This window comes from Roseibacillus persicicus, from assembly GCF_014651675.1.
GTDB classification, from domain to species: domain Bacteria; phylum Verrucomicrobiota; class Verrucomicrobiia; order Verrucomicrobiales; family Akkermansiaceae; genus Roseibacillus; species Roseibacillus persicicus.
The window spans coordinates 548545-562630 of the sequence record NZ_BMXI01000001.1 but is presented as its reverse complement, the minus strand read 5'-3'; the positions used below and the strand labels follow the sequence as shown (position 1 = coordinate 562630).

Below are 14086 nucleotides of genomic sequence, written 5' to 3'. Positions count from 1 at the left end.
GTGGCGGCCTTCACTCGGCAGCTTTTCCTTCATGAAAGCTATCTGGGTTTTGGGGTGTCTGGCGGGAGCCGGCCTGTGTTCGTGTGGTTCCGTGCAGTCCGGCTCTCGATTGGCTTCTCCAGAGCCCGGTTGGCGGGTTGATGAGGAAGTTTATCAAACGATGGAGAGAGGAAAAGGCGCTATAGAGATTTCCTTGCAAGATCAGCGACTGACCCTGAGGGATGACAAGGGGAGGACGGTGATCGAAACCGATTGCTCGACGGGGATCGATGGGCGGGAGACCCCAACCGGAACGTTCCGGATTAAGGAAATGATCGTGGACAAGCGGTCTAACAAATACGGGAAGTATGTCTCGAAGGAGACCGGCGAAGTGATCGTCGAGAAGAGCTGGGAGGTTTCGCAAAAGCCTCCCGGAACCGAGTATCTGGGAATCGCGATGCCGTACTGGATGCGATTGACTTGGGATGGAGTTGGGATTCACGTGGGTGAATTTCCCAAAGGTTATCGCACCAGTTTCGGATGCATTCGAATGCCCGAAGAGGTCCAGCCATTGATCTATGAGAGAAGCCGGTTGGGAATGCCGGTGACGGTGCGGCTCTAGTGGACTTCTTGAATAACAGTCAGCCAGCTCATGGAGTTGACGGGCGGGAGGTCTTCCACTTGCTGAATCGAGGTCAGATTCACGTTGATCGAGTTCGAGTCGACGGTGTCGGTGCCGCCGTCCTTGAGGTCGAGAGGGTGGACCTCCGAGCTCACCGAGTCGGAGGGCAAGACCCCGATCTGACCTTGAATGTCGATCGCGCCGGAGGTGTCCTGAATACCAAAGCGCTTCTCGGGAGCATAGACTGAGACTGGTGGATACCAGTCGCCAGTGATTCCGCTGCCAGCTGGCGGGGTAGTGGGCACGGCGTTGAAGTTATCGGCAAAGTAAACCCGCAACGGAGTGATGATGGTGAGTCCATTGGTGTAGGCCGAGAGATCTTCGGAAGCTTTAATCAACAAGGCGACATCGTCATTGGCGCTGGGAAAGGAAGGCTTGGCGACGTCTCCGACACCATACTTGGGACCGATCCAAATCGAGTTGTTGATGGTGCAGTCATCGGCTGAGATTTCTGTTAGGAAAGCGGGAAGTTTCTCCAGATCGAGGGTTAGGCAAGGGCGGCCATTGGGGAGGTATTCGGTTTGAACGAACCAGTCGTCCCCGTCGGGAGTAGTGGGCCAGCTCTGTCCGCCCTGGGAGTAACCATCTTCTCCCTCAAAGCGCCACCAGGCATTTCGAGAAGTCTGCTGTCTCCGGGTGATGGTGTCGCTATCAAAGCGGGCGCTCACAAACAGGCGATTGGGCATCTGGTTGCTTGAGGAAGTGGCTCGGCCAATTTCCACCTGCATCTGGGTTTGCCGGGCTCCCAGAGAATATTCATTCCAGCCAGTGGGGCTGACGCTATTCATGGCAGTAGGGTCAGAGAAGTAGTCCCGGCGAGTGCTGGAAGACACGGGGTCGCTGAAGTAAGCCTGCGTTCGGTCCGCCAAGGTCGTGTCTGCGAAGTAGTCGAAGAAATCCCAGCCCCGGTTCACAGCGGTGAAAGAAACCATGCCCGAATCGGATGATGAAGAGTAGGGGTAGAAGGTATTGGTGGTCGCCTCGAGCTCGCGGCGCTCGGCCAGGCCTCCAATCGATTGGCCTGCGGGAGCCGACGAACCTAAAAAGACTCCTTCGCGGCTGGCCACATTGGTAAACTGGCTGAGGTCTTCCACCTTGGCCTTGGAGGCGTAGACGCTTCCGGTGATGGAAATTTTGGCCGGATCCCAGTCGGAACCGTCATTGAACTTACCAAGAGAAGTGGTGAAGCCCGAGCTGGAGACTGCGAGCTGAGTCGGAACTTCGTAAATCGAGAGGACATAAGTCCGCGGTGTGGGAGCGATTCCCGTGATGGCCTCGGTATCTGCTCCGAAGTTGAGGGTAAAGGCCCACCAGTTGCGTTTGGCGATGAAGGTGGATCCCTGTTCAGTGTAGCCGAATGCAATCTGGGGATAGGGCATTTCGGTATAGAGTTCGGAGCTTCCGGGGAGAGCTTTGCGGAAAGTGACGACCGGGTGGGTCAGGTCAGTTCCCGAGCCAGCTCCGGTCCAGGTCAGCCCTGGAGGAAGGGTCATCCCGGTGGGGAAGGACGAGGCGGTCGAAGGTAGGACGAAGTTTCCACTGCCGTTCGGCGCGGTCACGAGATTGGAGGGGAGAAAAGTGGCGTCTCCTGTATTGGCTGAAATGACTGTTGCGGAGATTCCCAAGTCGGCGGAGATTGCGGGGTCAAGCGCCTGGTCCACGCGGGCCTGAACCAAGGCATCCTCGAAGATGCCCTCCCAGGAGATGTCATCCACGGAGGATTGCGAATTCTCCATCATGGCGGTCATCGCGGCGTTGGGAACGATTTGCAGCAGAGAGCGAAGGAAGGCGCGTTCTTTCTGGCTATAGTCCAATCGCACTTGATTGACGCTCTGTACCCGGTGGGCCTGACGAGTGCCACGGAAGGCCGTCATGGCGAAAGCCATAATGGTGAGCGATAGCGTCACCGTCGTCAGGAGGGCGGCGTAGCCTCGCTTGGGGAGTCTGGAACTGTTGCGAATCTTCATTACTGGTTGGGGGAAATGGTGTAGGTGATCTGCTCCGCATTGGGGCCGGTCAAAGTGCCCTGGAACAGGCCTTGGACGAGGTTGAAGTTGGCATCATCCACCACCCGCGAAATGGTCCACGAAGGGGTGCCCTGCACAGGTGCAGTCTGGGTCGGGTCGAAGAAGTAGTAGTTGAGCAAATCTTCTCCGGCGATGGTCTCGAAGCTGATGATACCGAAGGTTACCGAGTTATCGACTTCGCGAAAGGCGGCTACCAGCACATTGGCGTCCGCGATTACCGGATTCTGATCCTGGACGGCATCGGTGAAGTTCTCGTGGAGGCGAATGGCATCGGCCCGGCTGAGCAGCGAAGTGAGGGTGTTGTTGATGCGGGGGGCTTCTTTGAGGATAAAGTCTTGTTCGTTGTATATCCGGACGGTGTTGACCTGTTGGTTGAGCAACATCATGCCTGCACTGGCGAGAGCCAGGCCGAACATGATGACCACCGTCATCTCAACGAGGGTGAAGCCTTTCCGGACAGGGGGGGAAGAGTTGGCAGTTTTCATCGCGTTCTCACAGTGCTTCGGGATTTGACGTAGTTCCGCCCACCGACAGTGTAGGTGAGGTGGCTCTGTACTAGCCATGACTCCACCCGAGCTGGGTTGGTGAGGGTGGTGCCGGTGCCGCCGGCGGAGGGGAGATTGTTAGGGGCGGGTTGTCTGGTCTGAACCAAGGTGCCGGTAATGACCCGGTTGTTAGGCAGGGTCCCAATGTTAACGTCAGTCGTGGTGGAATCAGGATAGGCTGGCCAAGGTGAGGTGCCGGAGACGAGAACCTCGAACTCGATGGCTTCTGCCCGGGCGAGGTGCTCGGTCATGTAGGCATCCGAGATGGCTTGCACCATGGCCCAATTCCTCGGCCGGACCGTTTGCAGGTTGGTGCGGAAGACCCAGAGGGAGACAAAGAGCAGGAGGACCACGGCCAGACTTAGCTCAACCAACATGCTGCCACGACACTGTGCCTTCTTGCGGGATCTTTTGATAAGAGATAACTTCTTCTTATGCGTTTTGGAGGTCTTCTGGTTCTTGTTTTGCTTTTGCAGTCCCTCGGGGGACAAGTTCTCTTGAAGGCTCCCTTTGGCCGGACTTGGGGCGAGGAGCCGACCGCCCTGTTGCAATGGGCTGGCGAGTTGAAGATGGATGTTTTTGTCGAGCTGCCTGCTGATCGACCTGGTCTTGAGATTTTCACCTTTAAGAAAAAAGGAGGAATTCCCGGGCATACGGCCGATACCCTGGAAGCGAGATACCACAATGGGAAGCTCTACGAGGTGACGGTCAATTACGAGTTCCCGGGCCGGACGCCAGATGAAGTTCGAACCAGCTTTCACAAGATGAAGGACGCTTTGGAGAAAAGGCATGGCAAGTTTCGACTCAACGGAAGGGGGCAAAACGCGGACGACGGATTCCTCACCCGGGAGGAGTCGTATCACTTCGAACCTTCCCCCGGAGTCTTTCTCCTGATGGCCTACAGTTCGGTGGAAGATACGTTGCGTAAGAAGGGACAGGGGAGTTACTCCCTGCTCTATCACAATGGGCGCTTGGCCCCGCCCCGACCAGGGGTGTTGCCGAAAAAGGAATAGCTTCTGTAGGAGGGGGAAGATCATTGTGAGGTGGGGGTCCAATTTTTCCAGGGTCCATCCGGGACTTCAAAGTCCTCTACGAACTTCCAATCCACCCGTCGGTTCCCATCGAGTTGCAGATAGTCTCTCACTGCAGGCGAGATATCGATTCCGGCATTGCCGTTGGGATTGGGTTTCGGGCGTTCTCCTAGAAAGACATATCGCCAGTCATCGGTGCTGAAGGGTCCACAGTCGCGCCAGCGCGCGTAGCAGATTCGGCCTTCGCGATGGATGGCTACCCATCGACCATGGCAGACGGAGGTGGTTGGGCCCTGATGAAGCTTCCAGAACCACGGAATGACCTCCGAGGCCTCGGGCTGATGACCGCCCCCGGGAACGAGGTCGTTGTAGGGCAGGGCGATGTAGAAAGGGGTTTGCTTGGGCACAAAACCCGTTGGGAGAAAGCCGTTGCGGCTCTCGGGGCGATCAATACCCCCAAAGTTCTCCTGCCATTGGGGATCCCATGAGCTCTTGTCATTGGGAGTGGGGTTGCGGGGAGTCGGCTGCTCACCCACCCAGAAAATGGTGGCAAGAATTCCCCGACGCCAAAAGCTCCGCTTGTTTTCCCAAGGTTCTGGCTCCTCCTCGATGACCTTGGCCTTGGAGGCGACCTGGAAGGGGTCCGAGAGTTCGGAGAAGAGCTCCCGACGAGACTCCAAATAGTCGCGGTGAGTTTGCGTGGAGCGCTTGGAAAGAGCGAAAGCGGTGCCTTCCATCGCGCCCAATTGGGGGGGGAAGGTCAATAAGATCAATAGAACTAGAATGCGGTCAGCCACGATGCAGGGTCTTCATTTCCTCCATCGAACCAGCTGATATGCAGCAGGTTCGAGGTGAACAGGAGGGGGGTAATTGCGATAATTTTAAAAAATTTATAAAATTTTGCAAACTTTATCTCATGAGAAGGCAGAATATATGGTTTTCTTGACCTTTTCAAGATGATAGCGCCCGAATTCCCCGTGACTCGCCGCAGGGGGGGCAACGCGTTGAAAAGTGCCCATCGGCAGGGCAGGACAGTTATTTGGCAACGAGGCCGATGTAGTTCGCTACCGGCTTGATTTCGTGAAGGTAAAAAGGGTTTTTCCCTTCCCCCTTGCCCACCCACAAAGCGGAAGATGAGCCCCCGTCGAAGTTTAGCGCGGTCTGGATCTTGAACCCGTATTGATGACCCGCAGCATGAAGGGATTGCGCCAGCTGGGCGAGCGTTGTGGGTGGAGTATAGGCAATGAACCACTGTCCCTTGCCATCGGTGGCGATTAAGGTGCGGCGGGCAAACTTGCGATTGGAGAGGCCGCTCACTACTTTACCGCTTTCGATGAGAAAGGGACCTGTCTGGATGAGCTCAGGAGCAGCGATGTTTTTTTGATAAAAGCTTTTGGAGCGCTCAATGGCGAGGACGCCGCCTTTTTGGTAGAGAACCCCGGAAGTCAGGGAGGAGGTGAGGTTGCGTTTCCCCGACTTTTGACCAGAGGCGATCACCTCACCCAGAGGCTGGTAGCGGGGATCGAAGAATCCTCCATTGCATCCCGCGATGCACTTGTTTGCGCTCATCGCGGCCCCCAGATTGCGATGAGTTCCGCGGGGGATGACTTTGAGCGCGACACTTTTCGCGTCGAAGCGATAGAAGTGCATCGCCCCCGCACGACCATCGGCCGAGACCTGCAGTTCAGCTCGCTGATACTGGGGGAACAGCGGGAGTACCAAGAGAAAGAGTAAGCTGGGGACGAGACGGATCATTGGGGCTTCAGTAAAACGTAGTTCCGGACCGGTTTATTCCACCAGCGCCGAAGATCGCGGGGTCCGCCAGCGACTTTCGAGGAGATGCTGAGGTCCGAGGACCGGCCACCATCCAGATTCAGAGCCACCGCGACGCGAAAGTCGCCGAGGGGCTGATTGACGAGCCCACCAGCGAGATTGCGCAGCGTGATGGCTTCGCATTGGGCGATGGCAAAGTGATATTTGCCATCCCAGAGCAGCAGCGAGCGCACCCGGGCTTCGTCATTGGAAAGACCTGAAACGGCTTTCCCGCTCTCGACGAGGAAGGGGCCGGTTTGGAGGACTTCCTTGGGGTCAAAGGCGGGGTCCTTGAGCCATTTCTGAAAGCTTTCCCGACGGGCGAGGACCGGCTGAGCGAGCTTTTTATCCACATAGAGAACGCCGCTTCCCAGTGAGGAGGCGGTATTGAGGGAGCCGACTTTCTCGCCTTGATGATACAGCACTCCCAGAGGATTGCCTTCAGGGGTGAAGAATCCTCCATTGATGCCGGCCAAGGCACCCTGGGAGCGGGTGACTTCTCCGGCGGTCTGGTGTTTCGTCCCAACACCGCCTTGGTCAAAGACTTCCAGCGTATGGGTCCGGGTGTCAAAGGTCAGGTAGGTGATGCTGGCACCGGCCACTTCGCCAGTGCGAACTCGCAGAGGATGGCGACTGGTGTCGGCCGGAGTGGTGCCGTCGGGGGTGATGGGTTGGCTATTGCCAGGGTAGTGCTGGGCCCGCACTGGGAGGGTGGCAGGCTGGTTGACGGGCTCGGGAGCGGTTGGCTCCGGGGCGCAAGAGACCAAGGCTATGGCGAAAAGGAAAAGAGGGATAGAGCGCATCACGGGCTCCAAAGAAAGCCCAGCTACCCAAAAGCGAAAGCGAGAAATGCGACAGGGGCCGTCGGCACCGGTCAGGGAACCGAAGAGAAGAAGAACTGTTCGCAGGGTGACGATTTTGGTAGGATTTTTGTGTGAAATCGGACCCCTGATGTCCGGTTGACTGACTCATACCCATTTTCTTGCTCTCGCCAAATCGGAGAAAAGAAGATAATATTTAAACTTTGCTAATTAAATTATGAGAATCTCGCTTCGCATGTCCCTCCTCCTCTTGATCTCGTCCGTGGGGTCGAATTCGGGAGTTCTTTCGGCAAGTACCATTGCACGTGACTGGAACGAGGAAAATCTGGCGGCCATCCGGACGGCCTTTCCAGACCCACCAGTCCATGCCCGCAATCTCTTTCATCTCTCGGTTGCTCTTTATGATGCTTGGGCGGCCTACGATTCTACCGCAGTGGGATATGTGCACCGCGAAGTCGCCCCGGTTCCCGAGGGCTCGACTTTGGCTGATGCCCGGCGCGAGGCGATCAGCTACGCGGCCTATCGAATCCTGGTGAAACGCTACTTCACCACCCCTCATCCCAATACTCCGGCTTCCTCAGCGTCTGCGGCGAAGGCTTCCTTCGATGCGGAAATGGGGGCCTTGGGCTATTCGACGGCGGTGACCACCACGGTGGGCGATAGTCCTGCGGCAGTGGGGAACCGGGTGGCGGAAGCCGTTCTTGCCTTCGCCGCCACGGATGGTTCGCGGGAGGCCAATGGGTACAATGACCCCACTTACTTTCCGGTGAATAGCCCTCTCATTCTCGAAAGCTCGGGAACCAGTCTTAGCAATCCCAATCGCTGGCAGCCTCTGGCCTTTGATACCCGCGTTACTCAGAACGGTATCGTTGCTGACGATATCCAAACCTTCGTGGGTGCTCACTGGGGAGCGGTCCGTCCTTTCGGTCTCCATTACCAAGGAGAAGAAAAGCTCTACTTCGATCCCGGTGACCCACCGTATCTCGACGGGGAGGGAGACTTTGAATACAAGCTGAACAACGTGGAGGTCATCCGCTTCAGCAGCTGGCTGGATCCAGACGACAATGTTTATGTCGAGTGTTCTCCGGGGGCGACTGCCAATAGCACGCTCTCTTTCAACAATAGTCTGGGCGCCAACGACGGGAACGGGCATTCCGTCAATCCTGCCACCGGACAACCCTATGCATCTAATTTGGTAAAGCGTGCTGATCTGGGCCGGGTGTTGGCCGAGTTCTGGGCGGACGGGCCGCACTCGGAAACTCCTCCCGGGCACTGGAATACCTTGGCTAACGAAGTGGTTGAGCATCCTGACTTCGAGCCTCGGATCGGCGGAGTCGGACCACTGGTGGATGACCTGGAGTGGGATGTGAAGATGTATCTCGCTCTCAACGGTTCTCTCCACGATGTCGCGGTTGCGGTCTGGGGTTGCAAGCGGCACTACGACTATGTGCGGCCCATCTCCAGCATCCGTCATCTGGGACAAAACAATCTTCTGCCCTTCGAGCCGGGATTGATTGAGGAAATCACGGTCAGCTCTTCCGCCCCCGGCGAGCGCCATGCCCATCTTTCTTCCCACGTGGGCAAGACCGCCATCTACACATGGCCTGGGGAGCCCTCGGATCCTGAGACCGAGTATAGTGGAGCGGAGTGGATTCTCGCTCGCGACTGGCTTCCCTATCAGCGTGACACCTTCGTCACTCCAGCTTTCGCAGGCTATGTCTCTGGTCATAGCGCCTTTAGTCGGGCGGCAGCGGAGGTCTTGACCTCGATGACTGGCTCTCCCTACTTCCCCGGGGGACTCGCCAGCTACACGGCTCCGGCCGGGTCTTTGGAGTTTGAGTATGGACCGAGTGCCGACGTGACCCTGGAGTGGGCAACTTACTACGATGCGGCCGATCAGGCGGGAATCTCCCGGCTCTATGGAGGCATTCACGTGGCTCCCGATGATGGTCCGGGCCGCATCCTTGGTTCGCAGTGCGGAATCTCAGCTTGGGAAATGGCGATCAAATACTACGACGGTAGCGTGGCCACTGACGAGATTCCTATCCAAATCACAGAGATGGCTGACGGCTCTGTGGAGGTCGCCTGGAACCAGCATCGCGGCATGTTCTACACCCTCTATGAGTCGGTTGACCTCGGCGCCTTCACCATGGTGGGCTCCACCGAACGCGCCGAGAACGATAGCCGCAATCACCTTGTGCTCGCTCCGTCGGACAGTCCGGGCAAACGATTCTTCAAGGTCGTGCGTTCACAGAACTAACGGAAGCCAGCATGGGATCGGGCGAGGCCCTTCAAGTCTCGCTCTGCCAGCCTTCGTCTTTTTTCAGAAAACGAGTGGATGAGGTTTCTCTGAAGTGGTGGCCATCCCATTGCCAGGCCTCGATGGTAATTTCATCGGGTGAGAGATGAAGAAAGTGAAATCCATTTGGCTCGCCCTTCAACCGGGTTGAGCAGATGGAGGGGGCTTGCGAAACCACGAGCGGGCGTTTGGCATTATCCATTGGAAAGACCCCAACCTTGGACTGGTGAAAGTGGCCCGCCAGCACGAGGTCCACTTGATTATCCTGCAGCATGTTGCTGATAAGGGGGAGGGGTGAGACGAGGGCGCGCTTCTTTTCGCCGGAGGCCAGGAGGGGGTGATGCATGCCGAGAATCCGGAGTTTTTCCGGAGGCAAACCTTCGAAGGAATTCGCGATGTGTGTCCCCTGCATGGGACTGAGAAATCCGCGTGACCAGTCCCGGTGCCAGCCAAACGGGGTGCAGGAATTGACGGTGACGATTTTTCCCAAGGTGCCCAATTCGGCCTGGGGCTCTTCTTCTTCGCTTAGGTGCTTTCGGTAGTTCTGGAAAGGAGCGGTAAAGCGTTCCCACAAGTTGTTGAAGGCGGGCACGTCGTGATTCCCTGGAAAAACGATGGGGGAGCCGGGGAGTTCTTCCAACCAGATTCGGGCAGCGAGAAATTCCCGCCGCCGACCCCGCATGGAAAAGTCTCCCGAAACGACCGTTGCGTCCGGGTCCAGAGTGAGGGCTTGCCGCACGGCGGCACTGGCAATGCGCGAATCCGAGGCTCCAAAGTGAGGGTCTGAGTAGTGGAGGAGTGTGAAGCTCATGGTTGAGAGGGGACTAGAATAGAAAGGGCAGCAGGCTCCACCCGGATTTGACAAGGGAGCTGGAGACGGACGATTTCGCCGTCAATCATCGCGGGAATTTGGCCCCTTTTTCCCGCGTTCAAGGTGAGCTCTTCACAATCCAGCACAGTCATTCCTTCCGTGGAAAATAGACGACCTGTTAGAAAGTCCAATGAGAGCTTCCACAACTGGGCGCGGGTGAGATGTTCGGAGATGTAGGTAAAGAGTTTTCCCGAAGCGAGATTCTCGCGTCGGGGGATGAGGCCGAACTCGTCGACGTATTCACCTGGGGAGAAAGCCGTCGCCCGGGTCTTGCGTCGGACGGTCTGACCGTCTGTTCGTAAAGTGAGATCCAACACCGGACAGCGGGTGGCGATCTGGGTCATTTGGAGAGGGATTTGAAGAGACTTTCTCCACCACGCTGACCCGTGAATATCCTTCCGCATCTTCGCCGCGATGGGGTAGAAGCCGATGACCATGGTGCAAAGGCAGGGGAACTCGTTGACCCGTAGCAGGTCGATCTTTTTCACCTCGGCAGTCGCCAGTTCCCGCGCGGCCTCGAAGGGGTCGAGCGAAATACCGAGGTCGCGGGCTTCCAGATTGAAGGTGCCGAGCGGGAGCACCCCGAGCACTTTGTCGGATTGCGCCACTCGGTCGGCGGTGGAGGTGATGGACCCATCTCCCCCGCCAATGATGATGCCATCGCAATCGCTGGCTAGCGCATCGGTGAGAGCGCGGTCGAGGTGGGACGGATCGACCACTTGGACCGTCACCTCATGCCCGGCTTCGGCAAAGATGGAGACCAGACGTTCCTGACCTTCCTGATTGTCCAGGATGCCTGAACCAGAAGCGCGGTTGATGACTAGTTGATAGCGCATTGTTAGCGTGAGAACGTGGCACCGACCTTATGATTTGGCAGCGAGGAGGTTGGCTTCGTCGTCTTGGCTCAGCTCTTCCTGCAACTGCTTGTCGATGGTCTTGTCGACCGCGGTATCCTGCTCTTCGTCGGCAGAAGGAGTGCTCTCGATGACGGGGCGATTCGCGGGCTCCTTCGATGGGGCTGAATCTCTTTTCATCACCACTCGATAGATGGGCTCGGGCATCTCGACGTCGTTGTCATCGAAGGCCACTTTCACACGGCGAATCGCCTCGCTCTTGGTCTTTAGGTAATCGCTCTCGCGCTGGTCGATCCAGGCGAAGAAGCGCATGTTCACCGTGCTGTCGCCCAACTCTTCAATGACGATAAGGGGGGCGGGGTCGGTGAGAATTCCTTTAACCTCCTGCAATGCGGATAGCCCTAGTTCGCGAACGGAATTGAGATCGAGCTCCACGGACACCCCAATCGCGAACTCGAAACGGCGCAGCGCATTGCGGGAAAAGTTCGTAAGCGGCGAGGTCATCAGGAGGCTGTTCGGGAGGCGGATGTGGTTGCCATCCGGAGTCATGAGGACGGTGTCGCGGGAGGTCAGTCGCACCACTTTACCGCTATAATCTTCCACCGAGATGGCGTCGCCGGTGTTGAAGGGATTTCGCAAACCGAGCAAAATGCCCGCCAGGTAGTTCTCTACAATATTGCGAAATGCAAAGCCGAGCGCAATTCCCGCCACTCCCGCGACCCCGAGGACCGCACCAGCAACAGCCGTGGCGTCGAGAATTTCCAGCACGATGAGAATGCCCAGCGCGATGATCACCAGCTTGCCAGTGCGCGCGAGAAGCTTGGCAGACAGCTCATGCATTCCCCATTTTCGAAACCAGTTTTCTCGCATCCCAAACCACTTCGCAAGTAGCCAAAAGAGGGCAAAGGCAACTGCCGCGATGAGAATGAGAGGCAGCTTCCGGACAAATTCGCGTCCCAGTTTGGCGGCCTTTTCTTTTGCCGGTTGTAGACGCGAAGAGATTAAGGCGCTGTCTTCCAGTTGGTTGCGAACGTAGACCACTCCCTTGGTATGCTCGGTGAGGGCCACCGCCTCGTTGGCCGCCTCTCCATTGGGGACGGAACCCTTCAGCGTCACGATTCCATATTTCACGCTGACTTCCACTTCCTTCAGGCCATCTAACTCGCCGAAGATGCTCTCCAGACGCGTTTGGATTTTCTCGTCGGTGGGCTGGGCATCAGCATCGATGACCACACCCTCCGGGATATTCGTTTCGGGTTCGGTCAGCGGCGATTGCGCTGCCAGCACCCCGGACAAGGCGATGATGAGGATGAGGAGATTTCGTAAGAGCATACCACCTCTTAGCAAACGGTATTCCGGTTGCCGAAGTGGGCCCTGACGAAGGGCTTAGCTCTCCCAAGCCTGCGCCACCTTGATCGCTTCTTCGGCAAGGGACTTCTTCTCTTCCTCGCTGAAGTCGTGAGGCTGAATCATTCCCACGCCGAGAGTCCCGAGAACGCGCTCGCCGTCCGATGAAAAGATAGGCACGGCGAGAGACCCGGAAACCTTGGTGTCGCGCGCCTTTTCCTTAGCCACCCCTCCCAGGTTTTGCTGCAGGTTGCACAGCTCGACCGGTTCGCGACTTTCGGCGGCTGCTCCCGCGATGCCTTTTCCAAAAGGGATGTTGGAAATGACCGGCAGCAAGTGATCGGGCACTCCAATCGTCGCCACCAATTCTAACAAGCCGTCGGAATTTGTGCGGTGGAGAGTTCCGGTCTGGCACTGCCGTTCGGTCAAAATGCCTTGGAGCCAAGCAGTGGGATTATCAGTGATCATAGCGCTACTGAAACATCTTCCCATGGGCTTGCAAAGTCTTAGAGGAGTTCCCGGCGCGCAGATGACTCAAGAGTCTCATTCCTGCCTTTTGAGCGACGGAACGGAGCTCAGCTTGCTCCACTCTTGAATTCGAAATTGGCTGAAGGAGACCACATCCTCCTTTTGCAGGATCGACTCGCGGTCTTCCAAGCTTCGGTAAATTCCCCACTTTGAACGAACGAACTCGCTACCCTCGCGCCAAGTGTCGATCTCGGGGAATTCTTTCATAAAGGAAATGGAGCCATCGCGGGATTCAATTCGTGCCCGGAGATATCCTTCTTCATGAAAGCGAACGATGATTTCGCAACTCAGCCATTGGTTTTGGCAGACCTTCCAATCGCATACAGGGATTCTTTGCCAAGAGGCATGATCCGATGTCTGTAGCCGCAGCTCGAGTTGGTCCCTTTCCCCCGAACGACTTCCCGAAATTGTGAAAAGGGGAGTCGCAATGTCGTTCCCGCCCACTGCCTTGAGCTGAAAGAAATGGCAGAACTTTTGAGTGAGGGTCATCCCTTCGTTGACTCGAAAGAGCCAAGTGTAACGAGTCACTTGTCCCTCTGTCGCCTTGAGCCCCTCGTCAGATCCTCCATATCCCTTGATTTCGTTGCGTTGTCTGCTCTTGCCTAATGGCCACTCTTTGTTGCGATCACCGTCGAGGTCACGATGGAGAAAAAAATCGAAGCACCCTCCGGCTTCGTGATCGTCTCTAATCTGAATGTGAGTGAAGTTCTGATGATTGCCGGCGAACAAGTCGGGGGACTCAATTGATTTTTTACCAAACGATTTCCTTATTTGTGCGTAGGCCGTTTCTTCGCTGTGGGGATCCGGATTGAGAACTATCTCCCGCTGAAGCTCTGCCGGACTTTCACCCTGTGCTGCTAGAGAGGATAGGAACAGAAGGAAAATTGAACTCCGGGACAGTAAGAGGTCATCGTTGGCATGATTTCTCGAAGGCGCGTTGATGCCCAGATGATTTGAGGACGAGTTTTTAATCATGTTCACTAGAGAGGGCCTTTTTTCCGCATTCGAGCACCTTCTTGATTCGTAGCAAAAACTTGGGATGCAACGAACTTTTTCTATGTTTCTCACAAGATTTGGTCGAGGCCCTTTCTAATCGGAGGCAGGAAGTTCTCGGGCTGTTCTATCGCTAAAAATTGGCAAGTCATGGCCATTTGTTTTCTGAACCTAGTGATAATTAAAGCGGTCCTTTGAATCTGGAAGTTCAGAGCGAACAACAACGAGGACAGTGGCTGAGAGCTTACTGATTCCAATCTGAAAATAACGAATATGAATAGAAGCAAAATAAGGCCC

At 56.4% G+C, this 14086-nt stretch carries 14 protein-coding genes; 3 read left to right on the top strand and 11 right to left on the bottom strand.

Translation table 11 applies throughout. The annotated features are described in order from the left end of the window. Positions 1-31 precede the first annotated feature (31 nt). Positions 32-601, top strand: coding sequence for a L,D-transpeptidase family protein (locus IE099_RS02055; protein WP_189566875.1), 570 nt, complete (start codon positions 32-34; stop codon positions 599-601). Here IE099_RS02055 and IE099_RS02050 read toward each other — a convergent pair. Genes IE099_RS02050 through IE099_RS02040 form a run of 3 tightly spaced genes read right to left on the bottom strand, consistent with a single transcriptional unit; the run spans position 598 to position 3610 of the window. Beyond that, the gene (locus IE099_RS02050) at positions 598-2628 is read right to left on the bottom strand and encodes a hypothetical protein (protein WP_189566873.1); all 2031 of its coding nucleotides are present in this window, start codon (positions 2626-2628) and stop codon (positions 598-600) included. The genes IE099_RS02055 and IE099_RS02050 overlap by 4 nt on opposite strands. Beyond that, complete coding sequence (locus tag IE099_RS02045) at positions 2628-3173, bottom strand: PulJ/GspJ family protein (RefSeq protein WP_189566871.1); 546 nt, start codon at positions 3171-3173, stop codon at positions 2628-2630. Before IE099_RS02045 ends, IE099_RS02050 begins: the two co-directional genes overlap by 1 nt. After that, positions 3170-3610: a hypothetical protein gene (locus tag IE099_RS02040; RefSeq protein WP_189566869.1), complete on the bottom strand. Its 441-nt coding sequence runs from the start codon at positions 3608-3610 to the stop codon at positions 3170-3172. Before IE099_RS02040 ends, IE099_RS02045 begins: the two co-directional genes overlap by 4 nt. Before the next feature lie 57 nt (positions 3611-3667). Here IE099_RS02040 and IE099_RS02035 point away from each other — a divergent pair, with 57 nt between their 5' ends. Continuing rightward, the gene (locus IE099_RS02035) at positions 3668-4246 is read left to right on the top strand and encodes a hypothetical protein (RefSeq protein ID WP_189566867.1); all 579 of its coding nucleotides are present in this window, start codon (positions 3668-3670) and stop codon (positions 4244-4246) included. A gap of 20 nt (positions 4247-4266) precedes the next feature. Here IE099_RS02035 and IE099_RS02030 read toward each other — a convergent pair whose 3' ends face one another. From IE099_RS02030 to IE099_RS02020, 3 genes are all read right to left on the bottom strand, one after another. After that, a complete protein-coding gene (locus IE099_RS02030; protein WP_189566865.1) occupies positions 4267-5061 on the bottom strand; it encodes a hypothetical protein in 795 nt (264 codons plus the stop codon). 238 nt (positions 5062-5299) lie between these two features. After that, positions 5300-6019 carry a phosphodiester glycosidase family protein gene (locus IE099_RS02025; RefSeq protein ID WP_189566863.1) on the bottom strand — a complete coding sequence of 240 codons (720 nt, stop codon included), beginning with the start codon at positions 6017-6019 and terminating at the stop codon, positions 5300-5302. Further along, a complete protein-coding gene (locus tag IE099_RS02020; protein WP_229809352.1) occupies positions 6016-6879 on the bottom strand; it encodes a phosphodiester glycosidase family protein in 864 nt (287 codons plus the stop codon). The genes IE099_RS02025 and IE099_RS02020 overlap by 4 nt, the downstream gene beginning before the upstream one ends. A 235-nt stretch (positions 6880-7114) precedes the next feature. Here IE099_RS02020 and IE099_RS02015 point away from each other — a divergent pair, with 235 nt between their 5' ends. After that, a complete protein-coding gene (locus IE099_RS02015) occupies positions 7115-9157 on the top strand; it encodes a vanadium-dependent haloperoxidase (protein ID WP_189566859.1) in 2043 nt (680 codons plus the stop codon). A 31-nt stretch (positions 9158-9188) separates the two neighbouring features. Here IE099_RS02015 and IE099_RS02010 read toward each other — a convergent pair whose 3' ends face one another. The 5 genes from IE099_RS02010 to IE099_RS01990 form a co-directional block, all read right to left on the bottom strand. Next, a complete protein-coding gene (locus tag IE099_RS02010; RefSeq protein WP_189566858.1) occupies positions 9189-10007 on the bottom strand; it encodes a metallophosphoesterase family protein in 819 nt (272 codons plus the stop codon). Continuing rightward, positions 10004-10903 carry a diacylglycerol/lipid kinase family protein gene (locus IE099_RS02005; protein ID WP_189566857.1) on the bottom strand — a complete coding sequence of 300 codons (900 nt, stop codon included), beginning with the start codon at positions 10901-10903 and terminating at the stop codon, positions 10004-10006. The genes IE099_RS02010 and IE099_RS02005 overlap by 4 nt, the downstream gene beginning before the upstream one ends. A gap of 27 nt (positions 10904-10930) precedes the next feature. Continuing rightward, positions 10931-12253 (bottom strand): mechanosensitive ion channel family protein, encoded by a 1323-nt coding sequence (locus tag IE099_RS02000; RefSeq protein WP_189566856.1) that lies wholly within the window; start codon positions 12251-12253, stop codon positions 10931-10933. 54 nt (positions 12254-12307) lie between these two features. Then, complete coding sequence (locus IE099_RS01995) at positions 12308-12736, bottom strand: GAF domain-containing protein (protein ID WP_229809347.1); 429 nt, start codon at positions 12734-12736, stop codon at positions 12308-12310. A gap of 75 nt (positions 12737-12811) precedes the next feature. After that, complete coding sequence (locus tag IE099_RS01990) at positions 12812-13771, bottom strand: hypothetical protein (RefSeq protein WP_189566854.1); 960 nt, start codon at positions 13769-13771, stop codon at positions 12812-12814. Positions 13772-14086 lie beyond the last annotated feature (315 nt).